This is a genomic window from Streptomyces sp. NPDC058246, assembly GCF_042881985.1.
Taxonomy (GTDB): domain Bacteria; phylum Actinomycetota; class Actinomycetes; order Streptomycetales; family Streptomycetaceae; genus Streptomyces.
The window spans coordinates 25,981-47,081 of the sequence record NZ_JBHVWZ010000044.1 but is presented as its reverse complement, the minus strand read 5'-3'; the positions used below and the strand labels follow the sequence as shown (position 1 = coordinate 47,081).

19 protein-coding genes are annotated in these 21,101 nt (G+C 71.4%); 5 read left to right on the top strand and 14 right to left on the bottom strand.

Features of this window, described 5'->3' with window-relative positions; genetic code table 11:
• Positions 1–58: 58 nt before the first annotated feature.
• Positions 59–1,258, top strand: a complete 1,200-nt coding sequence (locus tag ACFVXA_RS37790) for a TerD family protein (protein WP_390028524.1) — start codon at positions 59–61, stop codon at positions 1,256–1,258.
• Between the two features lie 383 nt (positions 1,259–1,641).
• Here ACFVXA_RS37790 and ACFVXA_RS37785 read toward each other — a convergent pair whose 3' ends face one another.
• Positions 1,642–2,208: a TetR/AcrR family transcriptional regulator gene (locus tag ACFVXA_RS37785; RefSeq protein WP_383746830.1), complete on the bottom strand. Its 567-nt coding sequence runs from the start codon at positions 2,206–2,208 to the stop codon at positions 1,642–1,644.
• A gap of 137 nt (positions 2,209–2,345) precedes the next feature.
• Between ACFVXA_RS37785 and ACFVXA_RS37780 the strand changes: the two genes are divergently transcribed.
• Positions 2,346–3,788 (top strand): MFS transporter, encoded by a 1,443-nt coding sequence (locus ACFVXA_RS37780; RefSeq protein ID WP_389470925.1) that lies wholly within the window; start codon positions 2,346–2,348, stop codon positions 3,786–3,788.
• Here ACFVXA_RS37780 and ACFVXA_RS37775 read toward each other — a convergent pair.
• The 5 genes from ACFVXA_RS37775 to ACFVXA_RS37755 all read right to left on the bottom strand — a co-directional run bounded on the left by ACFVXA_RS37775 (position 3,785) and on the right by ACFVXA_RS37755 (position 11,138).
• A complete protein-coding gene (locus ACFVXA_RS37775) occupies positions 3,785–4,801 on the bottom strand; it encodes a 1-aminocyclopropane-1-carboxylate deaminase (protein WP_390028516.1) in 1,017 nt (338 codons plus the stop codon). The genes ACFVXA_RS37780 and ACFVXA_RS37775 overlap by 4 nt on opposite strands.
• A 34-nt stretch (positions 4,802–4,835) precedes the next feature.
• Entirely contained in the window at positions 4,836–5,513 is a 678-nt protein-coding gene (locus ACFVXA_RS37770) for a GntR family transcriptional regulator (protein WP_390028514.1), read from the bottom strand.
• A gap of 78 nt (positions 5,514–5,591) precedes the next feature.
• Complete coding sequence (locus ACFVXA_RS37765) at positions 5,592–7,172, bottom strand: TROVE domain-containing protein (RefSeq protein ID WP_390028513.1); 1,581 nt, start codon at positions 7,170–7,172, stop codon at positions 5,592–5,594.
• A 514-nt stretch (positions 7,173–7,686) separates the two neighbouring features.
• On the bottom strand, positions 7,687–9,138 hold the full coding sequence (locus ACFVXA_RS37760) for an alkaline phosphatase PhoX (RefSeq protein WP_362030599.1): 1,452 nt from the start codon (positions 9,136–9,138) through the stop codon (positions 7,687–7,689).
• Positions 9,139–9,710: 572 nt separating this feature from the next.
• A complete protein-coding gene (locus ACFVXA_RS37755; RefSeq protein WP_362030601.1) occupies positions 9,711–11,138 on the bottom strand; it encodes a hypothetical protein in 1,428 nt (475 codons plus the stop codon).
• 363 nt (positions 11,139–11,501) lie between these two features.
• Between ACFVXA_RS37755 and ACFVXA_RS37750 the strand changes: the two genes are divergently transcribed.
• Positions 11,502–13,328, top strand: a complete 1,827-nt coding sequence (locus tag ACFVXA_RS37750) for an endonuclease/exonuclease/phosphatase family protein (RefSeq protein ID WP_362030603.1) — start codon at positions 11,502–11,504, stop codon at positions 13,326–13,328.
• Positions 13,329–13,430: 102 nt separating this feature from the next.
• Here ACFVXA_RS37750 and ACFVXA_RS37745 read toward each other — a convergent pair whose 3' ends face one another.
• Together ACFVXA_RS37745 and ACFVXA_RS37740 are read right to left on the bottom strand one after the other, a co-directional pair.
• Positions 13,431–14,165, bottom strand: a complete 735-nt coding sequence (locus ACFVXA_RS37745) for an SRPBCC domain-containing protein (protein WP_383910018.1) — start codon at positions 14,163–14,165, stop codon at positions 13,431–13,433.
• Positions 14,166–14,183: 18 nt separating this feature from the next.
• Positions 14,184–14,831, bottom strand: a complete 648-nt coding sequence (locus ACFVXA_RS37740) for a helix-turn-helix domain-containing protein (RefSeq protein WP_362030607.1) — start codon at positions 14,829–14,831, stop codon at positions 14,184–14,186.
• A 243-nt stretch (positions 14,832–15,074) separates the two neighbouring features.
• On the opposite strand from ACFVXA_RS37740, the gene ACFVXA_RS37735 reads away from it, so the two are divergent.
• Positions 15,075–16,121, top strand: coding sequence for a YihY/virulence factor BrkB family protein (locus tag ACFVXA_RS37735; protein WP_383910021.1), 1,047 nt, complete (start codon positions 15,075–15,077; stop codon positions 16,119–16,121).
• Positions 16,122–16,305: 184 nt separating this feature from the next.
• Here ACFVXA_RS37735 and ACFVXA_RS37730 read toward each other — a convergent pair whose 3' ends face one another.
• The 4 genes from ACFVXA_RS37730 to ACFVXA_RS37715 are packed head-to-tail and all read right to left on the bottom strand — an operon-like array spanning position 16,306 to position 18,222.
• Positions 16,306–16,908, bottom strand: a complete 603-nt coding sequence (locus ACFVXA_RS37730) for a DUF3618 domain-containing protein (protein WP_390028511.1) — start codon at positions 16,906–16,908, stop codon at positions 16,306–16,308.
• Complete coding sequence (locus ACFVXA_RS37725) at positions 16,905–17,381, bottom strand: phage holin family protein (RefSeq protein WP_389749044.1); 477 nt, start codon at positions 17,379–17,381, stop codon at positions 16,905–16,907. Before ACFVXA_RS37725 ends, ACFVXA_RS37730 begins: the two co-directional genes overlap by 4 nt.
• Before the next feature lie 53 nt (positions 17,382–17,434).
• A complete protein-coding gene (locus tag ACFVXA_RS37720) occupies positions 17,435–18,097 on the bottom strand; it encodes a hypothetical protein (protein WP_389470898.1) in 663 nt (220 codons plus the stop codon).
• Complete coding sequence (locus tag ACFVXA_RS37715; protein ID WP_362030615.1) at positions 18,094–18,222, bottom strand: hypothetical protein; 129 nt, start codon at positions 18,220–18,222, stop codon at positions 18,094–18,096. Before ACFVXA_RS37715 ends, ACFVXA_RS37720 begins: the two co-directional genes overlap by 4 nt.
• A 172-nt stretch (positions 18,223–18,394) precedes the next feature.
• On the opposite strand from ACFVXA_RS37715, the gene dapA reads away from it, so the two are divergent.
• Positions 18,395–19,306 (top strand): 4-hydroxy-tetrahydrodipicolinate synthase, encoded by a 912-nt coding sequence (gene dapA / locus ACFVXA_RS37710; protein ID WP_362030617.1) that lies wholly within the window; start codon positions 18,395–18,397, stop codon positions 19,304–19,306.
• On the opposite strand, the gene ACFVXA_RS37705 is transcribed toward dapA, so the two are convergent.
• Positions 19,293–20,489, bottom strand: coding sequence for a WD40 repeat domain-containing protein (locus ACFVXA_RS37705; RefSeq protein ID WP_390028509.1), 1,197 nt, complete (start codon positions 20,487–20,489; stop codon positions 19,293–19,295). The genes dapA and ACFVXA_RS37705 overlap by 14 nt on opposite strands.
• On the bottom strand, positions 20,486–21,055 hold the full coding sequence (locus ACFVXA_RS37700) for a SigE family RNA polymerase sigma factor (RefSeq protein WP_390028507.1): 570 nt from the start codon (positions 21,053–21,055) through the stop codon (positions 20,486–20,488). The genes ACFVXA_RS37705 and ACFVXA_RS37700 overlap by 4 nt, the downstream gene beginning before the upstream one ends.
• Between the last annotated feature and the right edge of the window lie 46 nt (positions 21,056–21,101).

Genomic DNA, 21,101 nt, shown 5'->3' with positions numbered 1-21,101 from the left:
GATCCTTGAGTAAGGGAACGGTAAAGCGCCCCCGCTCGTTACCCCTGGCATGACAGCTATGACCCCCGGCTCGAACATCCCTCTCCCCGTCACCCGAGTGACGGTGGACGTCGCCGCCCCGGTGCGGCTCGACGTATCGGGCCTGCTGCTCACCGCCGACGGCAAGGTGCGCTCCGACGACGACTTCATCTTCTACAACCAGCCCGCCGGCCCGGGCGTGGCGTACCGCTCGGGCGGCGGCACGGCCCCGGACGCGATCACGGTCGACACGAGCGCGGTCCCCCCGGGCATCGAGAAGATCGTCGTCACCGCGAGCCCGGACGCGGCGGCCCAGACCTTCCAGGGCATCGAGCCCACAGCCACCATCCGCAACGCGGACGACAACTCGGTACTCGCGACCTTCACGCCACCCCAGCTGGGCTCGGAGACGGCCCTGGTGATCGTCGAGATCTACCTCCGCAACGGCGCGTGGAAGGCCCGAGCGGTCGGCCAGGGCTACGCGAACGGCCTGGCGGGCATCGCCACGGACTTCGGCGTCTCGGTGGAGGAGCCGACGCCGGCACCCGCCGCGCCCCCGGTCCAGACCCCCGTCACCCCGTCGGCCCCGCCCGCGGACCCCCGTCTCACCGCCCCGCCGGTCCCGCCCGCGCCCCCCGCCGCAGCCGCCCCCGCGGCCTCGGGCAAGATCAATCTCGACAAGGGCCGGGTGAGCCTCCAGAAGAACCAGACCGTCTCCCTGGTCAAGGGCGGCCGCCCGCTCCTCTCCCAGGTCAAGATGGGCCTCGGCTGGGAGCCCGCGTACCGCGGCAAGGACATCGACCTGGACGCCTCGGTCATCGCCTACGGCCCGCAGCGCAACCACATCGACAGCTGCTACTTCGGCAAGCTCTCGATCGTCAACGGCGCGATCAAGCACTCCGGCGACAACCTCACGGGCGAGGGCGGAGGCGACGACGAGGTGATCGTCGTGGACCTCGGCCGCCTCCCCCAGGACGTCACGGGCCTGGTCTTCACGGTCAACTCCTTCTCCGGCCAGAAGTTCACCGAAGTCGCCAAGGCCTACTGCCGCCTCCTCGACGCCGCCACCGGCGAAGAACTCGTCCGCTTCGACCTCACCAACGCCGAGGCCCAGACCGGCGTCATCATGGCCAAGCTGATCAAGCAGTTCTCCGGCGAATGGGAAATGACCGCCCTGGGCGACTTCGTCAAGTCCCGCACGGTCCGCGGCATGGTCAAGCCCGCGGCCCAGGCCCTCTGACCAACCGCGCCCGCCCCGCGGAGGGGGCACGGCACCCCCGCGTCCGCGCCCGCCCCGCGGGGGGGCACGGCACCCCTGCGTCCGCACTCGCCCCGCGGAGGCGGCCTGGCACCCATGCGTCCGCCCCCGCCCCGCGGGGGGGGAGCCTCCAACCCCCGCACCCGCCGGCGCGGGAAGCGGCCGTGCCGGTACGTCGTAGCCCGTCGCGTACGTTCGGATCGAGCGGGGCTCTCCATGGGCCGCCGTCTGACCCGGCGGCGGGCTCGATGTACCGGCACGGGCCCGAACCGCCCAGCGGCGGAAGCCGCACCGCCGTCTGACCCGGCGGCGGGCCCGACGTACCGGCACGGGCCCGAACCGCCCAGCGGCGGAAGCCGCACGCGCTAGGGACGCAACCCCTCCGTCAGCAGCGACAGGTACCGTCGAATGTGCGTCCCCTGACCGTTCGCCAGCTCCGACGCCCCCGCCACCCCGTGCGCCAGTCGCAGCACGTCGATCGGCTCCACGTCCGCCCGCAGCGCCCCCTCCCGCTGCGCCGCCTCGACCAGCCGGGTGGCCGCCCCCTTCACCGCGGTACCGCAGGCGGCCACCGCGACCGAGCTGCCGTCCGTGACCGCTGAGCCCAGCAGCGCCTTCATGCCGCGCACCTGAATCGTGCCGACGCAGAGCTCGTTCAGCCACTCCACCAGCGCCTCGCCCGGCGGCAGCTCCCGCGCGATCTCGTCGGCGCGGGCCGCGAGCGCCTCGATCCGGTCGACGTACGCCGCCTCCAGCAGCGCCTGACGCGTCGGGAAATGCCGGTACAGCGTGCCCGATCCGACCCCCGCGCGCTTGGCGATGTCGTCGAGCGACGCCCCTTCGCCATGCTCGGCGAACGCCTCGGCGGCCACCTTCAGCAACCGCTCATAGTTGCGCCGAGCGTCCGCACGCATGGGCTTGACCTGCGTCATTCCGATACTCCTTGCGAACCGGGGATCCCCTCCGTATCTTAGCGAGGGTTAAACGGAGACAGTCCCCGCTTATCTCGCGGGCAGTCCGTGCTGCCCGCGTGCACTTTCGTCCGGGGACGCCAGACCGGGAGAACTCCATGTCCACCCCGTCCGCACCGTCCACCACCACCGACGCGCTCTCCGCACCACCCCCACCCGCCAGGCTCGGCGCCGTCCTCTTCGTCGTCGTCACCGCCTACCTGATGGTCGGCGTCGACTCCACCGTCGTCAATGTCGCGCTGCCCGACATCCAACAGGACCTCGGCTTCAGCCCCACCGGCCTGTCCTGGGTCCTCAACGCCTACACGCTCGCCTTCGGCGGCCTGCTCCTCCTCGGCGGCCGGGTCGGCGACATCGTGGGCCGCCGCCGAACGCTCACCGTCGGCGTCCTGCTCTTCGCCGCCTCCTCCCTGCTCGGCGGACTCGCCACCGACAACGCCTGGCTGCTCGCGGCCCGCACGCTGCAGGGCGTGGGCGCCGCCCTCATCGCGCCCAGCACCCTCGCCCTGATCACCACCACCTTCCCGGAGGGCCCGCGCCGCCACCACGCGCTCGGCATCTACTCGTCGATGGCGGGCATCGGCGCCTCCATAGGCCTGGTCCTCGGCGGCATGCTCACGTCCTGGGCGTCCTGGCGCTGGTCCCTGCTGATCAACGTGCCGATCGGCGTCGCGGTGGCCGTCGCCCTCCCCCGCTTCGTCACCGAGACCCCGCGCCACGCGGGCCGGTTCGACGCGGCGGGCGCACTCACCGGAACGGCCGGAATGACCTCGCTGGTGTACGCGTTCATCCGGGTCTCGCAGGACGGCTGGGGCGACCCCCGGGCGCAGCTCGGCTTCAGCGGCGCGGCGGCCCTGCTGGCGGGCTTCACACTGATCGAGTCCCGCGCGCTCCGGCCGATCATGCCGCTGCGTCTCTTCGCCGACCGCAACCGCGCGGGCGGCTACGCGGGTGTCCTGCTGCTGCCCGCGGGCATGTTCGGCGCGTTCTACTTCCTCACCCTGATCAGCCAACAGGTCCTGGATTACAGCCCGTTGCGCGCCGGATTCGCCTTCCTGCCGATGACCCTGGCGATGTTCACGGTCGTGCGCTTCGTGCCGCGCCTCCTCCAGCGCCTGGGCGCCAAGCCGGTGCTGCTCACCGGCATGGCCCTGCTCGTCGCGGCGGCCGCGTGGCTGTGGCGGCTCCAGCCCGGTGACGGCTATCTGACCGGGCTCTTCGGCCCGCTGCTGCTGATGGGGCTGGGCGTGGGCCTGAGTTTCATGCCGCTCAACGCGACGATCCTCGCGGGCATCGAGCCGCGCGAGGCGGGGGCCGCCTCCGGGCTGCTCCAGACCTTGCAGTGGCTCGGCGGCACGCTCGGACTCTCCATCCTGGTCACGGTCTTCGGCACGGCGACCCGGCACAGGCACGGCTCCCCTTCCGAGATCCTCGTACATGGCTCGGCCCGCGCGTTCGGCGTCGGCTCGCTGATCGCGCTGACCGCCCTGCTGGTGTCGGCGTTCGTGATCACCGGCACCAAGCCGAAAGGGAGCGCCTAGAACAGCGCGCTGTACGCGTTCAGCGCGGGCTGCCCACCGAGATGGGCGTACAGCACGGTCGAATCCCGCCCGATCTCCCCCCGCGCCACCAGATCCACCATGCCAGCCATCGACTTCCCCTCGTAGACGGGGTCGGTGACCATCCCCTCGGTGCGTGCCGCGAGCCGCATCGCCTCCAGCGTGGCCTCGTCCGGAATCCCGTACGTGCCCGCGTGGTAGCGCTCGTCCAGCTCGACGTCCGCCTCCGTCAACTCCTTCTGTACGCCGATGAGTTGTCCCGTTCCGTGGGCGATCCGGGCGATCTGCTCACGGGTACGGGCGGGCGCCGCCGACGCGTCGATCCCGAGGACGCGCCGCGGTCGCCCGCCCGCCTCCCGCAGGGCGGCGAACCCGGCGACCATGCCCGCCTGGGTCGACCCGGTCACGGAGCACACCACGACGGTGTCGAAGAAGACCCCCAGCTCCCGCTCCTGATCGGCTACTTCGTATGCCCAGCCGGCGAACCCCAGCCCACCCAGCGGATGGTCGGAAGCCCCCGCGGGGATGGCGTACGGCTTGCCGCCCGCCTCCTCGACCTCCCGCAGCGCCAGCTCCCAGCTTTCCTTGAAGCCGATCCCGAACCCGGCCCGCACGAGCCGTACATCGGCGCCGGCGAGCCGGCTGATGAGGATGTTGCCGACCTTGTCGTACACGGAGTCGGGCCAGTCCACCCAACTCTCCTGCACCAGAACACACTTGAGCCCGGCGCGGGCGGCGCAGGCCGCGACCTGGCGGGTGTGGTTGGACTGCACCCCGCCGATCGAGACGAGCGTGTCGCAGCCCTGGGCGAGCGCGTCGGCGACGAGGTACTCCAGCTTGCGGGTCTTGTTCCCGCCGTACGCGACACCGGAGTTGCAGTCCTCCCGCTTGGCCCAGAGCGAGGCACCACCGAGGTGCTCGGTCAGCCGCTCCAGCGGGTGCACCGGTGAGGGCCCGAAGAGCAGGGGGTAACGCTCGTACGAGGAAAGGGACATGGGTCCTCCCGGATGACGGATGACGGATGACGGATCAGTCGAAGTCGGCGAGCCGGTCGGAGCCCAGGGGCCGATCGGAGTCGGCGAGGCCTTCGAGGCCACGCCAGATCTCCGCCGTGACCCGGACGGCGGTGTCCACCTCCCCCGCGGCGCAAGCGTCGATCAACGCGTCGTGCAGCCCCGCCGAACGGCAGTTGCCGCCCTCGCCGAAGCGGCGCCGCTCCAGACGGCGGATCAGCGGGGTGTAGCGGGCGACGGTCGCGGCGGCGGCACGATTGCCGCTCACCCGCACCAGTACGTCGTGCAGCTCGTCGTCGGCGTGCAGGGCCGCGTCCACGTCTCCGTCGCGTACGGCCACGGCGAACCGTGCGTTGGCGTCCCGCATGGCACCGATGTGGTCCACGAGAAGCCGGGGCACCGCCGCCCGCGTCACCAGCTCGTGCACGGCCCCGACAACGGCCGCGGCGTCCCGCACATCGGCGGCCACCACCGGCGTCACCCGCGTGTAGCTCTGCGGCTTGGACTCGAGGAGACCCTCGTCGACCAGCCGGGAGAAGGCCTCACGCACCGGCGCCCGCGACAGTCCGAGCAGCTCGGCCAGCTCGGCGTCGCGTACCACCGCGCCCGGCGCGATGTCGCCGGCCACGATGGCGTCCCGTATCGCTTCGTACGCGCGGTCCCGGAGCAGGGTCCGGCGCACGGGTCGTATCACAACTGAAATGTTAGATATCAGTGCCGGATCCGCACAAGGGTGCGGCCCGCACCGAAGTGCGGGCCGCGCTCCGGTCGCTCAGGCCCAGGGCCAGTCGGCGTCCCCTGCCCGCTCCAGCAGGGGCACCATCCGGAAAGCCGCGTCCGAGAGCCCGCCGAACGTGTGCCGGTTGCCCTTCCCGGACGGGCCGTGGCCCGGGCGGTACCCGGCGAGGTTCCACGTGTAGACCGGTACATGCGCCGGGACCTGCTCGGTCGGGTCGCCGTAGTGGCTGTACGTGGCCTGCTCGTCGGTGACTATCAGCACCCGGTCGTGCTTCTTGTAGTGCTTGCGGACCGCCTCGCTGGTGTTGGTGCCTCCGAGGTCCCCGAAGCGCTCCAGCACCTTGAGCACCGACTCGCCCTTGCGGAACCTCACGCGGTTGCTGCTGGTGCCGAACTCGACGAGATCCGCGTCCGCCGCGCGCAGCGCGAGCGCCGCGCCGAAGATCGCCGCCGCGTCGGCCCGGTTGAGCTCGGAGCGGTCGGACAGCCGCGAGTAGAACATCGAACCGGAACGGTCGACGAGCACGAGGGTCCGCCCGCGCAGGGCCGGCACGTTGGCCAGCGAGTGGCCGAGCGCCTGCTCCAGCGGGTACGACCAGCGCAGCGAGGGCGCGTGCCGGTACGCGGCGAGGTAGCGGAACGGGAACTGGCGCGAGCGCGCGACCTCGGCCGGGTCGCTGATCCTGGCGGCGACCTGAGCCGCCACCTCGTCGCTGACACCCGCCTCGTCGAAGTTCCGCAGGTTCCGCACCAGCGCCATCGCACCCATGGACGGGATGACGGCCTCCCAGGCCGCCTTGTCCATCGGGCCCTGCAGCCAGCCGGCCAGCGCCTCCCAGGTCATGCCCGCCTCCGCCAGGCGCTCCGCGCCGTGTGCTCCGGTCACCACCCTGCGCCGCTTGGCGGGCCGCAGCGACATCAGGTCACGGTGCGCCACGAGCACGGGCAGCGACTTGGGCACCACCGCCGTGTCCGGGTTGTGGCGCCGGTCCAGCGCGTACTGGAACAGGTCGCCCTGCCACGGCTTGTCCGGGTCCGGCGCCGCGTGCACCAGGTTCAGGATGTCGCCGAAGCGGTAGCCCTTGGACGCGGTGTCGTACTTCAGCAGCGCCTTGCCGTTGTAGAGACGTCGTACGGCGTCGGCGATGCCGCGCTTGACGGGCTTGGGCACGTTGCGGCCGTACTGGGCGGTCCAGTAGGCGAGCAGCTCGCCGGGCTCGTCCGGGCGTCGCAGCACCGAGGCGATGACCTGGCGGTTGGCGGGCCCGTCGGTGGCGCCCGCGTCGAGCCGCGCCTTCACATACTCGGCGGCGCCCACGATCGAGGCCGTCCGCAGGTTGCCCTCGCCGCGCAGCCAGCCGAGCAGGGCGGCCGTCCACGACGGGTCGGCCACGGCGAGTTCGCGCACGAGCTCGGCGAATCGGTCGTCGCGGGCCGCGCCGGACTCGTAGAAGGTCTGCTGCGCGACGAAGTTCGCGATCGACAGCAGGAAGAGCTCGGAGCGTGCGTCACGCTCCTCGCCGCGGCCGCCCTCGTACGTACGGAGCACACGGCCGGTCGAGGTGACTCGCGAAGCGGGCTGCGCCTTGGCCGTCTTGGTGTTGAATCGCGCCATGATGAATTCCCCCGAATTCTTCTACGACAGTGCAGTCGTGTTTCACGACAGTGCATTCGTGTTTCGGAGGGAGGCGCAGCAAATGGAGCGTGCCCGAGATCAGGAGTCGGCGACGGACTTTGCCAGATGCTCTGCCGAATTGAGCTACACCGACCCGAAGTCGATGACGGGATTTGAACCCGCAACCGTCCGGTCCCATGAAGTAACCGTTGCCTGCGCACCGGGCACACACCATGTGCTGCGCCTCCCGAGATCAGATCGGCGGCGGCGTGGATTCTTTACGAGAGAAGTAGCCGCAGCCCGCGCACCGGGAGGTGCATGAAGTTGTGGTGTCCAGAGTTCAGGTCGGCGGAACCGACGTAGGTGCTCTAACCCCTGAGCTACACCGGCGCGTTGTACCGGTGGCGGGACTCGAACCCGCGGCCGCCCCATTATCAGTGGAAGTAGGTCCTGCCTTCGCACCTGGACGTGCACCACTTTAGGAGGACGGCCGCGAGTCGAGCGAGCGAATTAATCAGCCGCGCTTCTGGCGCTTCCAGGGGCCGGTGATGGCGAGCATGATGCCCGGGACCTGGATGTTGGCGAAGAGGGTCTTGCCGTCGGGCGAGAAGGTGACGCCGGTGAACTCGCTGTATTCCGGCTGCGCTTCGGTGCCGATGTTCAGTTCGTTGCGGGCGATCGGGTACGTACGACCGCTGTCGGTGGCGCCGAAGAGATGCTGGACGCCCTCGCCGTCCTCGGCGATGACGAGTCCGCCGTACGGGGAGACGGTGATGTTGTCCGGGCCGTCGAAGGCGCCGTCGACCGAGGGGTCGGGGTTCACTCCGAGCAGGACCTTCAGCGTGAGGGTGCGCCGCTTGGGGTCGTAGAACCAGACGGCGCCGTCGTGCTGGACGGGGCTCTCGGTGCGGGCGTACGAGGAGACGATGTACACGCCGCCGTCGCCCCACCACATGCCTTCGAGCTTGCGGGCGCGGGTGACCTGGCCGTCGGTGAACTGCTTGCGGACGGAGACCGTCTTCGCGTCGCGGTCCGGGACGTCCACCCAGTCCACGCCGTAGACCGTGCCGATCTTGGTGGCGCGGGAGAGGTCGTCGACGAACTTGCCGCCGGAGTCGAAGCACTTGAAGGCCTGGAGGGCGCCCGCGTCATCGGCGAGTGTGGCGAGCTGTCCGTGGCCGTGCTCGAAGCCCTGCGGCGGGGTCCAGCGGTAGAGGAGACCGTTGGGGCCCGAGGCGTCCTCGGTGAGGTAGAGACGGCCGCGCTTCGGGTCGACGACGACAGCCTCGTGGGCGTAACGGCCCAGGGCCTTGACGGGCTTGGGGTTCTTGTTGCGGCGGCGGTCCTCGGGATCGACCTCGAAGACGTAGCCGTGGTCCTTGGTCATGCCGTTCTGGCCGGCCTTGTCCTCGGTCTCCTCGCAGGTGAGCCAGGTGCCCCAAGGAGTGTTGCCGCCGGCGCAGTTGGTGGAGGTGCCCGCGATGCCGACCCACTCGGCGACCTTGTCGCCGCGCACCTCGACGACCGTGCAGCCGCCGGACGCGGCCGGGTCGTAGACCAGGCCCTCGGTGAGCGGCACCGGGTAGGGCCAGCCGGCGCGCGGGCCCTTGAGCTCGTGGTTGTTGACCAGGAGGGTGGCGCCGTGCGGGCCGCGGAAGGTGGACGTGCCGTCGTGGTTGGAGGGCGTGAACTCGCCGGACTCCAGCTTGGTCGTGCCGCTGTGGGTGATGACGCGGTAGGAGAATCCGGCGGGCAGCGCGAGCAGGCCCTTCGGGTCGGGGACCAGCGGCCCGTAGCCGACACCGCCGTGTGCGTCCGCCGACTCCTCGCCGGCGCCGGCGCTCTCGGTGTCCGTGGACGCGAGGGCGTTCGGAGCGGTGGCGAGGGCGCCTACGCTGCCGGCCAGGGCGACGCCGGCGCCGGTGAGCGCGGATCGTCTGGCGAAGTCCCTGCGGGTGAGCGACATGGTGTCTCCTGTGACGGTCGAGTGGGACTGTCGTGGGGGGCGGGGTGGCGGACCTCGGTTGCGGCCACACCGTCCCGCCCACGCCTGAACAGGAGTTGAACACACCCCGACTTCAGAGGTCCCGGTTCCGTGAATCCGCCCGACGGGTCCCGGACAGATCCCGGGCGGATCCCCGACAGATCCCGGATCCCGGGCGGATCCCGCGCGTCCGCGCGACGGTCCGCACTCGAGCCCATGGACGGAAGAGGACCACGCAGGCCAAGCGGCAGAAGAGCCACGCCGGCTCCGAACTCCGCTTCCACAACCCCCAGGGCGCGGAAGTCACGACGCGGGACGAGGCGTTCGCCTCATCACAGGACGTCTCCGTCGAGGCGGTCCCCACGTCCGCGAAGCTGGAACTGCACAACGGGGCGATCACGTTCGCCATCGAGGTGAAGTGCAACCCCCACACCTACCCGCATGTGGTGACCGGCGGCCAGATCACCTCCGGCATCTGTGGCGCCCCCTGGGAGATCACTCCCCCTCGGGGGGACACCAGCCACCGGCCCCGCCCCGGCCCGGCCCGCGCAGGCTCAACCCCCTTGCTGCGACCGCGCCTTGAACGCCGCCTTGCGGGCCTCCTTGGCGACCTTCTTGTCGGGGTGGAGGCGGCCCATTGCTTCGAGGACGTCCGGTGTGTCCGGGTGGTCGACGCGCCAGGCGGTGTCGAAGAAGCCGCCGTGCTGCTGGGCCAGACCCTCCACGAGGGACTGGAGCTCCGCGGAGTTGCCCTCGGCCGCCAGCTGCGCCGCGACGGTGTCGATGGTGAGCCAGAAGATCATCGTCTCGGACGGCGCGGGCACGTCGGGCGCGCCGTGCTCGGAGAGCCAGACGCGGGCGAGCCCGCCCAGCTCCGGGTCGTCGAGGACCTCGCGCAGCGCGGGCTCGGCCTCCATGCCGGCGAGGGAGAGCGCCTGCTGGCAACGGAGGCGGCGCAGCGGGGCCCCGGCGTCGCCACCGCGGGCCGCCGCGAGCAACTCCCGTGCGGCGGGCAGGGGTTCACGCCCGGCGAGCCACTGCTCGGTCTCGGCCTGGGCCGCGGCCGGAGGGAAGCCGGACGTGCCGTCGAGCAGCGCGTCCGCCCCCTTGTCCGCCAGGTCGCCCACCGCGGGAGCGGACAGGCCCGCTTCCAGCAGCCGCGCCCGGATCCCGTACAGCCCGAGCGGAGTCAGCCGCACCATCCCGTACCGCGAGACGTCCGTGTCGTCGACGGCCGCCGCCGGCTCCTCGTCGGCGTCCGCCATCAACGCCTCGTCGACGGGCTGGAAGTCGACGAGCCCGATGGGCTCCAGCAGCCGGAACTGGTCGTCGAGCCGCATCATCGCGTCCGACACCTGCTCCAGGACGTCGTTGGTGGGCTCGCCCATGTCGTCGGGCACGATCATCGACGCGGCGAGCGCGGGCAGCGGCACCGGCCCTTCACCGGGCCCGTCCTCGCTCACGGTCAGCAGATAGAGATTGCCGAGCACCCCGTCGAGGAACTCTGCCTCCGCCTCCGGATCCCAGTCCAGGGAGGAGAGATCGATCTCGCCGCCCTCGTCCATCGCGCCCACGAGATCGTCGAGGTCGGGCACGCTCGCGTCGGCCAGCGCCGCGTCAAGGGCGCCGAGCCAGATTCCCAGCACGTCCTGCGGCCCGCCGGAGGTGAGCAGCGAGAGCTCCTCGCCCGCCCCCACGGTGCCTTCCTCCTCGTCCAGGATCTCGACGAGCCCGGTGTCGACGGCCACCCGCCACGCCTCACTGGCGTAGGCGGCCGCGTCGTCCCCCGACAGCCCGAGTTCGAGAGCCGCCTGTGGAAGCTGCTCGTCGACGAGTTCGCCCCCCGCACCGACCCGTGTGTCCGGACCCGCCCAGCGGGCCAGCCGCGCGGCGCGGGAGAGCAGCGGCGCTGCGAGCGCGTCCCGCGCGAGCTCCGCTTCGGAGTGCAGCCGCACCGGCGGCAGGGGAGAGCTGTCTGACATCGGCTGGGTTCTCCTCCGAACAACCAGGACAAGCAGGGCAATCGTAAAAAACAGTGACAAGCAGGTGCAGGCGGCGGCAAGGGGGGTCACACGACCGCGAGCGGTGGTCCCATGCCGCGCCAACGGCTCAGCCTAGACGGATTTCCACCCATGCCGCCCGGTTCATGTCCCTGACAGGAGCCGTACACCCCTGAAACCTTGACAACTCCCCCAGCCACACACGAGATTGACGCGCGTAGAAGTCGAACGGCCACCCGGCCGACCGGCCTCTACGCGCGTCACCGTCCCGCACGCAGATCGCGCTCCCCCCACTGCTCCACCCTCGTCCCGGCGCTCACGCAGTACGTCCCCGGAGGGATTCCCTTGCCGAGCAAGAGAACCGCGCGCATAGGCGCGCTGACCGTCGCCGCGGTCTGTTCCACCCTTTCCGCCGTGGTGCTCACCACACCCGCCCACGCGGACACCGTCCACATCCACGACATCCAGGGCACCACCCGGATCTCCCCGCTCGCGGGGACGAAGGTCACGGACGTGGCCGGCATCGTCACCGGCGTGCGCACCTACGGTTCGTCCAAGGGTTTCTGGATCCAGGACCCCGACCCGGACGGCAACCCGGCCACCAGTGAGGGCGTCTTCGTCTTCACCAGCTCCACCCCGAAGGTCGCCGTCGGCGACTCGGTCACGGTGTCGGGCACGGTCTCGGAGTACGTTCCGGGCGGCGCCTCCAGCGGCAACCAGTCGGTGACGGAGCTCACCAAGCCGACGGTGACCGTGGTCTCCAGCGGCAACGCCGTCCCGGCCGCGACGGTCGTGGACGCGAAGTCCGTACCGGACGACTACGCCCCCGCGGGCGACACCGCCGCGAGCGGCTCGATCAACGGCCTGGCCCTGGAGCCGACGAAGTACGCCCTGGACTACTACGAGTCCCTCGAGGGCATGAACGTCCAGGTCGCCGACGCCCGTGTGGTGACCGCCACCGACCCCTACAGCGAGCTGTGGGTCACGGTGAAGCCGCGCGAGCACGCCGGCCCCCGCGGCGGCACGGTGTACGGCGCGTACACCTCGCAGAACACCGGCCGGCTCCAGATCCAGTCCCTCGGCCCGACCGCGGCCTTCCCGGCCGCGAACGTCGGCGACGAGCTCACGGGCACCACCGCGGGCCCGCTGGACTACAACCAGTTCGGCGGTTACACACTGGTCGCGAACCAGCTGGGCACCTTGGAGAAGGGCGGCCTGGAGCGCGAGACGACGAAGAAGCAGTCGCGCGGCGAGCTGGCCGTGGCGACGTACAACGTCGAGAACCTGGACCCGGGCGACGCCACGTTCGCTGCCCACGCGTCCGCGATCGTGAACAACCTCCAGTCGCCCGACATCGTGTCCCTGGAGGAGATCCAGGACAACAACGGGGCGACGGACGACGGCACGGTCGCCGCCGACCAGACGGTGCGGAAGCTGACCGACGCGATCGTGGCCGCGGGCGGACCGGCGTACGAATGGCGCTCCATCGACCCCGTCAACGACCAGGACGGCGGCGAGCCGGGCGGCAACATCCGCCAGGTGTTCCTCTTCAACCCGGAGCGGGTCTCCTTCACCGACCGCGCGGGCGGCGACTCGACGACCGCCGTCGGTGTCACCAAGGTGCACGGCAAGGCGCAGCTGACCGCCTCCCCCGGCCGGATCGACCCGGCCAACACGGCCTGGAAGTCCAGCCGCAAGCCGTTGGCCGGCGAGTTCGTCTTCCGCGGCAAGACCGTCTTCGTGATCGCCAACCACCTGAACTCGAAGGGCGGCGACCAGGGGCTGACGGCGCAGTACCAGCCCCCGGCACGCAGCTCGGAGACCCAGCGTCACCTTCAGGCGACGGCGGTGAACTCCTTCGTCGACGAGATCCTCAAGGCGCAGAAGAACGCCGATGTCCTCGCCCTCGGCGACATGAACGACTTCGAGTTCTCGGACACCACCAAGATCCTCGAGGGCGACGGCGAGCTCTGGTCGGCGATCAAGTCGCTGCCCAAGAGCGAGCGTTACACCTACGACTACCAGGGCAACCAGCAGGTCCTCGACCAGATCCTGGTCAGCCCGTCGATTCGCAAGGACTGCGACTTCGACTACGACAGCGTGCACATCAACTCGGAGTTCTCCGACCAGATCAGCGACCACGACCCGCAGGTGCTGCGGTTCCGGCCGTAGTCCTGTAGCGGTGGCACGGTTCACGCAGTAGGCCGCACAGGGAAGAGCCCGGCCCCGTCGTCCGGGGGGCCGGGCTCTTCCGTGTCCGAGGGCACCAGGGTCTCAGGCGCTGAACACCCCGTTCAGCCAGCCCTGCCAAGCGGACTCGTTGTCCTTCGCGTCGGCGTCGGCCGCGAAGTCGTGGACGCTGATGCCGACCGGCGCACCCCAGTGGTTGCGCCCGAAGAAGCGGATGAGGGCGTGGTCGGTGCGCAGTCCGATGAAGTACGGGTTCCGGTAGTCCACCACGGCGTCGAGGACCTGGCCGCCGGGTCCCTGGGCCCTGACCCGCGCGCCCTCGGCGGTGTCGTCCGCGAGTCCGAGGGCCCGGCCGACGGTGACGAAGGCGTCGGACGCCGTGGACGCGCCGGGTCCGTCGAAGGTGGCGAAGGCGACCGGACGGCCCGCGAAGTGGGTCAGGTACTCACGCAGGGTGTGCAGATAGAAGTCCGTGTGCTTGCTCGCGCCGTCGTACTGGTTGTCCCAGTCCTCGACGAAGATGCCGCTGTGCACGTACCGCACCCAGGAGCGGCGGCCGTCGTCGCGCGGCTCGATGGTCTCGTCGATCTGGTTGAGGGTCTGCTGGGAGATGCCCTCGACGTCCTCGACCAGGCTGGTCAGCCGGTGCGGCGGGTCCCAGTTGGTGAGGGTGGAGCCGAAGGGCCCGGCACCGCCCTGGCGCGGCTCGAACTCCATCGGCCACAGCCAGCCGCCGATACCGCTGGTGATCGCGTCCCACACCTCCTCCGGCGTGGCGTCGACCTCGAATTCACGGGCGATCTCGAATTCCTTGGACATGGTGGTGGCTCCTGAGGTTCAGCCCTGAGCGGGCGGGATCGGGGCCGGAGCCGTGGCGGTCTCCGGTGTGACCGTGGGAGGGACGGCCTTGACCGTGGGGTGGACGGCGACGACGATCCGGTGCGGGCGGCCGCCCTCCGCGTCCGCGTCGTGGTACTTGCGGATCAGCCCGCCGACCCCGGCCGTCAACTCCTCGATGAACGCGGCACGGTCGGCCGCGGAGGCGAAGGTCACCTCACCGTCGAGCGCGTACGTCGCCAGCCGCTTGCGGGCCTTCGCCGCGCCGGTGATCAGCGAACCGACGTCCCGGACCAGCCGGGCGCCGAGCGCGAGCAGCCAGCGGGCGGACAGCTGGTCCCGGAAGCGATCCGGGTCGGGCTGCACGGCGGCCAGCGCGAGCGGCGAGATCACGTACGACGCGGCGGTCGCGCGCATCAGCCGCTCGGTGACATTCCCCTTGCGGCGTTCGCCCGCCAGCTCGACCAGGCCGTGCCGCTCCAGCGCCTTCAGGTGATAGTTCACCTTCTGGCGGGGCAGCCCGACCTTGCCGGCCAACATGGCGGCCGACGCCGGGCCTGCGGCCAGCTCGGCCAGCAGCCGGGCCCGTATGGGGTCCAGCGAGACGGCGGCGGCCTCTGCGTCCTCGATCACGGTCACGTCCAACATGACTCCACCGTCTCACCGAAAACTTTTTTTGTCCAGACGGTCAGAGTTGTCGGTGAGGGTAGTGGCCGAGCAGCCCCTCGGCGGCCACGGCCCGCTCTCCCAGGGGGCGCCGACCGAGTCGACCGCGGCGCGCTGCCGCTCGCGGGCCCACCCTCCGGGTGCTGAACAGCGGGGACGCGGACCTCGACCGGATTCAGGTCGAGGGGAGGCTTCGCCGTCCGGATTCGGGAAACCCGCCAGGTCATGGATGAGAAGAGACCGGATCCCGAGAAGCGGGGGCTGGACGCGAAGGACAGCCCGTCCGAGTTGCCCGCGCGTTCCTGGTGGGCTGTGGTGCGGCGTACGGCGAAGGAGTTCCGGGACGACGAACTCTCCGACCGCGCGGCCGCGTTGACGTACTACGGCGTGCTGTCGATGTTCCCCGCGCTGCTGGTGCTGGTGTCCCTCCTGGGCCTCGCCGGGCAGGGCGTCACGGACAGACTCCTCAAAAGCATCGGCGACCTGGCGCCGGGACCGGCCCGCGACATCCTGCGGGACGCGGTGCTCCAGCTGAGCGACAGCGGCGGCACGAGCGGGGTACTCGCGGTCGCCGGACTCCTCATGGCCCTGTGGTCCGCGTCCGGATACGTCGCCGCCTTCATCCGTACGTCCAACGCGGTGTACGACCTGCCGGAGGGCCGCCCGGTCTGGAAGCTCACGCCGCTGCGGCTGGCGCTGACCGTCGCGCTCATGCTGATGCTCGCCGCGAGCGCGCTGATCGTGGTGTTCACCGGCCCGCTGGCCCAGCGGGCGGGCACGGCGATCGGGCTCGGCGACGCGGCGATCACGGTGTGGGCGATCGCCAAGTGGCCGGTCCTGCTGGTGCTGGTGATCCTGATGATCGCCCTGCTCTACTGGGCCGCCCCCAACGTCCGCGGCCGCGGGTTCCGTTGGGTGAGCCCGGGCAGCGTCCTCGCCACGCTGATCTGGCTTGCCGCGTCCGGCGGGTTCGCCGTCTACGCCGCCAACTTCGGCTCGTACAACAAGACGTACGGCACGCTCGCGGGCGCCGTCGTCTTCCTGGTGTGGCTCTGGCTCACCAACCTGGCGATCCTGCTCGGCCTGGAGTTCGACGCGGAGCTGGCGCGTCAGCGGGCCATCACCGGTGGCCGGCCGGCCACCGAGGAGCCGTACGTGGAGCCGCGCGACATCCGCACGTGGCCGCCGCGGCTGCGGGCGCTACGGGCGGCGCGGGAGCGGGTGACGGAAGGGGTGCTGCCGCCGACGGCCTCCGGACAGCGGAAGCCGTGACGGATGTGAGCGCCACTCCGACGTGACGGATGTGAGCGCCGAGCCGAAGGGGAAGGGGAACCGGGTCTACCCGGTTCCCCTTCCCCTTCGCGCCCCTGCATGCCCCTGCCTGCGCGTCGGCCCTCGTTCCCCTGCACGGCGGCCCTCGCACGTCGCGGGCGACTCCCACGGCGCCCCTGACGTGTCAGTGGTGCCCTTTCCCGTGGTGCCGCCGCCACAGCAGCCCCGCCGCGAGCACCGCACCGGCCCCGGCGAACAGCACAGGTCGGCGGTGGCGCAGCCCGGCCTGGACGACCGTGGTGGCCGCGGCCCGCACAGGCCGCGGCACGTTGTCCTGCACGGTGTGACCGGCCTGAGCCGCCCTGCCCTGCACGGTGTGCCCAGCCTGAGCCGCCTTGTCCTGCACGGTGTGACCGGCCCGCGCCGCCTTGTCCTGCACGGTGTGACCTGCCTGAGCCGCCTTGTCCTGCACGGTGTGACCGGCCCGTGCCGCCTTGTCCTGCACGGTGTGACCGGCCCGTGCCGCCTTGTCCTGCACGGTGTGACCGGCCTGCGTGGCCGTGTCCTTCAGCTGGACGGTCAGCGTGCCCGCCCGGTCCTTGAGCTCACCCGCGCGGGCTCGCGCCCTGGACTTCACATCCACCTTTCCGGCCAACTCCTCGACGGTGTCGCCGAGTTGGCTCCTCGTCTGCTGGATCTGCTGCCGGAGTTCGTCCGGCCCTTTGGCGCCGGAGGCGTTCGCGGCACCCTTGCCCGTGCCGCCGGCTGCGTTGTCGTCCGTGGTCATCGGTGCGCCCTTTCCTTGATCTCGTCCATGTCGGCCTTGACGCTCTCGAGCGCGCGCTCGGGCGTGGGCGGTGCGGCGCGGCGCAGCTGCGCACGGCCGGTGGCGGCGAGTACGCCCGCGATCGCGAGAAGCACCGCCGTGACGATGAGCGCCGCGGCCCACACGGGCAGCGTGCGGGAGAGCGCGGCGATGCCCGCGGCGGACAGGGCCATCAGCCCGACGTACCCAACGGCGCCCGCGGCGCCGAGCAGGCCGCCGCCGCGCCCCGCGCGTCGGCCCTTCTCGGCCAGCTCCTCCTTGGCGAGGTTCACTTCCTGGCGCACCAGCAGTGAGAGCTGCTCGGTGGCCTGCCCGACGAGCTCGCCCACCGAGTGACGCTCCGCCGGGTGGTCCGCCGTGCGGCGCTCCATCGGGCGTTCTTCGGCCGTGGGGCGCTCGTCCGGCGCGGGCCTGGGGTCCGTGGTCCCGGTCACGGTGTCCCACCTCCTCTCGTTCGAGGAGGTCCGGGTACCCTCACCGGCCCGGGCTACCCTTGCGGACCGCGTTCGTCGAGGCGTGCCAGCTGGGACTGGAACCAGTCCAGCCGGGCCTGCAACAGCGCGGCCTCGGCGACGAGTTCGGACACGCCGAGATCCACGGGCGACTCCGTGGCTCCGCGGCCGGCCCGGACCCGCAGCCCCTCGCCCGCCAGCCGTGCGAAGGAGGCGAGCGACAGGGACGTACGACCTCGCACGCAACCCGCGCACGCCGCCGCCAGTGCGCGCCAGCCCGGCCTGCCCCAGCCCGCGTCGGCCAGGGCGCCGGCCACCGCGCCGCAGGCGCACGGGCCGACGGTCGCGGTGCGCACCCGCTGCCGGGCGTACCGGAAGCCCCGCTCGAAGCGGATGTAGCTGCCGAGGACGGAGATTTCGAGGAGGACGGCCGCGCGGTGCTCGGCGGTGCAGAGCATCGCCTCGGCGGCGGCGGAGTCGTGCACGCAGTGGAAGCCGCAGTCGCAGCGGCGGTGCGGTGCCCGGTGCCGCCGTCCGTAGACGCAGCGCGCCTCGTCCAGCACTCCGTACGGCAGCGCACCACCCAGCGATACGCCGGTGAACCCGGCCCGGGTGCCGTCCTGGGACAGCACCGGGTGGGCGATCTTGTATCCGGTCGGCGGCTCCGTCGGTTCTTCCTCGGGGAGCCGCAGTCTCATCGGGCGACCGGAACCTCTTCGGGCGCGGACGCCTCCAGTTCCTCGACCGCCTGGGGAAGTTCTTCGTCCTCCGTGCGGACCTGCTCCTCCGCCACTCCGGTGGCGAGTGCCTTGCCGAGCCTCATGACGCCTCCCGTGATCTGCCGCCGGCTTCCGTCCCCGCCATGGTGACCCATGAGGGACCGATCTGGCACTAGGGCCTCGCTCACCGGCAGACAGAACCTCGTAGCATCCGTTGTCGGTATGTCGTAGAAGAATTAAGTGGAGCTTCACAGTCGGCGGCCCGACACTGCTCCCATGACCACCACGACCTCGGCACGTACCGCCGCCCCCTTCGGCCGTTCCCTCTGCGCGATGATCACGCCCTTCACGGCGGAGGGCGCGCTCGACCTCGACGGCGCCCAGGGACTCGCCGAGCGGCTGGTCTCGCAGGGCTGCGACGGACTGGTCCTCTCCGGCACCACGGGCGAGTCCCCGACCACGACGGACGCGGAGAAGTCCGCGCTGGTGCGGGCGGTGCGGGAGGCGGTCGGGGGCCGGGCGTCGATCGTGGCGGGGGTCGGCACGGCCGATACCCGGCACACCGTGGAGCTGGCCCTGGAGGCCGAGAAGGCGGGCGCGGACGGGCTGTTGGTGGTCACGCCGTACTACAGCAGGCCTCCGCAGGACGCGGTCGAGGCGCACTTCCGTGAGATCGCGGACGCGTCCGGGCTGCCGCTCACGCTGTACGACATCCCGGGGCGCACCGGCACGCGTATCGAGCCGGACACCATGATCCGGCTCGCCGAGCACCCGAGGATCGTGGCGGTCAAGGACTGCGCGTACGACCTCCTGGGCACCCAGAAGGTGCTGGCCCGCACCGAGTTGGCGTACTACGCGGGCTGCGACGAGTACGTCCTCGCGCTGTACGCGAGCGGCGCGAGCGGATACGTCAGCACCGTCTCGAACGTGACGCCACGCCACTTCCGCGCGATCCTGGACGCGTTCGACGCGGGCGACACGGCAGGAGCCGCTCACCTCCAGCAACGGGCCGTGCTCCTCGTCGAGTCGATGATGTCGTCCGGACTGCCCGGCACGGTCACCGCGAAGGCTCTCCTCGGCGCGCTCGGCCTGCCCGCGGGGCCGGTCCGCCCGCCGCTGCGGCCCGCCGACCGGGGGACGGTCGACGGACTGCTGGCGGCGTACGAGGAGTTGGTCAGCGCGCGCTGAACATGGGATTCCAGTGCCCGACGGCGTACGGGTCCTGTGTACCGTAGTCGCTGAGCGGCACGATTCTGTCGGTGCCGAGGGTGATGAGGACGAGCCGGCGCGGAAGCTCCTTCGTGTTCTGGTCGATCTGCCAGGCGACCAGCCGCTTGTTGTCGGCCCAGGCGAGCAGCCCCATGTCGGGCACCTTGGGCACCCGCTTGCCGCTCGCCACCTCGACGACCCCCGAGGGATCCACCAGGAGCTTCCCGTCGGGCGAGGCACCGGCGTCCGCTCCGACGAGCTCCCGCTCGGCCTTGGGGGCGGCCACCTTGTCGCCCAGGAGGTCGCGGTAGACGCGGTAGGGCTTCTCGTAGGTGTGCTCGTAGAGGAGCGTGCCCCGGTGGTTGAACAGGAAGTCCGCGCGGGAATTGAGCGACTGTCGCGCCGAGTCCTTCCAGTACGGCGCCTTGTGCCACTCCGCGGTCCCGGCGGCCAGGTCGATGACGCTGAACCCGGTCCTGCTGGGGGTGGGCTGCGGCTCGAACGTCGAGCCGTGGTCACCATGGATCTCGATCCTGCGGCTCCAGTAGAGCCGGTCCGGATCCTTGGCGTACGTCGTCGCGACGAGCTTCGTGCCGTCCGGCGAGAAGTCGAGGCCGGCCACGCCCTGCGGCACCGGGATCCAACGGTCCACCTTGCCGGTGATCAGGTTGAGCAACCCGACGCGCTGCGCGGGCAGTTGCCGCTCCAGGACGGCCGCCGTCCGGCCGCCGGGCGAGACGTCGACGAAGGACCACCGGGCAACCTCCCGGTACTTGCCGGTCCTCTGGTCGAGCAGGCTGTACGTCCGCGTGATGATCTCGTCCTTGTCGGGCTGCTTCACGCGCTGGACGCGGCTGAACGCGGTGAGCGCGATGTCGCCCGCCGCGATCATGTCGCGCGGCGGCGACTGATCGGTGTGGCCGATGATGTCGCTCCGGTTCAGCCGCGTGGCCGGGCGGACGTCGTCCCCGCCGGTGTCGAGGAAGGGCACGGCGACGGCCATCGCGACGGCGGCCGCCGTCGCCACCGCGGCGCCCGCGATCGTACGGGCCCTGCGGCGCCTGCGGACGGCGAGCACACGGTCGGCGAAGCCGGGCGGCGCGCTCGCGCCGTCGGCGGCCTGCTCGCGGAATGTGTCGCGGACGAGCTCTTCGACGTTCACTGAGGCACCTCCACGGGCGAGAAGTCACGGGACGGCGGCTGTCCGGCGCCGCCCGGTCCGAGCGCGGCCAGCTCGGGGGCGAGCACGCGCAGCCGGGCCAGCGAGCGGTGCGTCGTGGACCGCACGGTCCCGACGGAACAGCCGAGGAGCCGGGCCACGTCGGCCTCGGGCAGATCCTCGAAGTAGCGCAGTACCAGCACGGTGCGCTGGCGCGGCGTCAGCCGGGCGAGCGCCCCGCGCATCACGACGCGCAGCTCGGCGGCGGCGGAGGCGTCCGCACCGGGCGACCCCCCGGCCGACGCCTCGGGCGGCTCGGCGACGCTCAGTTCCCGCCTGGGCCACTTCAGCCTCCAGCGGCTCACCTGCTGCCGGTACAGGATCTGCCGTACGTACGCCTCGGGCTCGTCGATGCGATGCCACCGCCCCGCGGCCTTGACCAAGGCGTTCTGCAACAGGTCCTCGGCCGCGTGCCGGTCGCCGCCGCTGAGCAGTGCGGCCGTCTTCAGCAGCGCGGCCGACCGGTTCGCCACGAACTCCCGGAAGCTCTCCTGCGCTTCGGCATCCATCGTCACCTTCTCTTCCCCGGCGACCCCGGTGGCCCGCCCCTGTGCT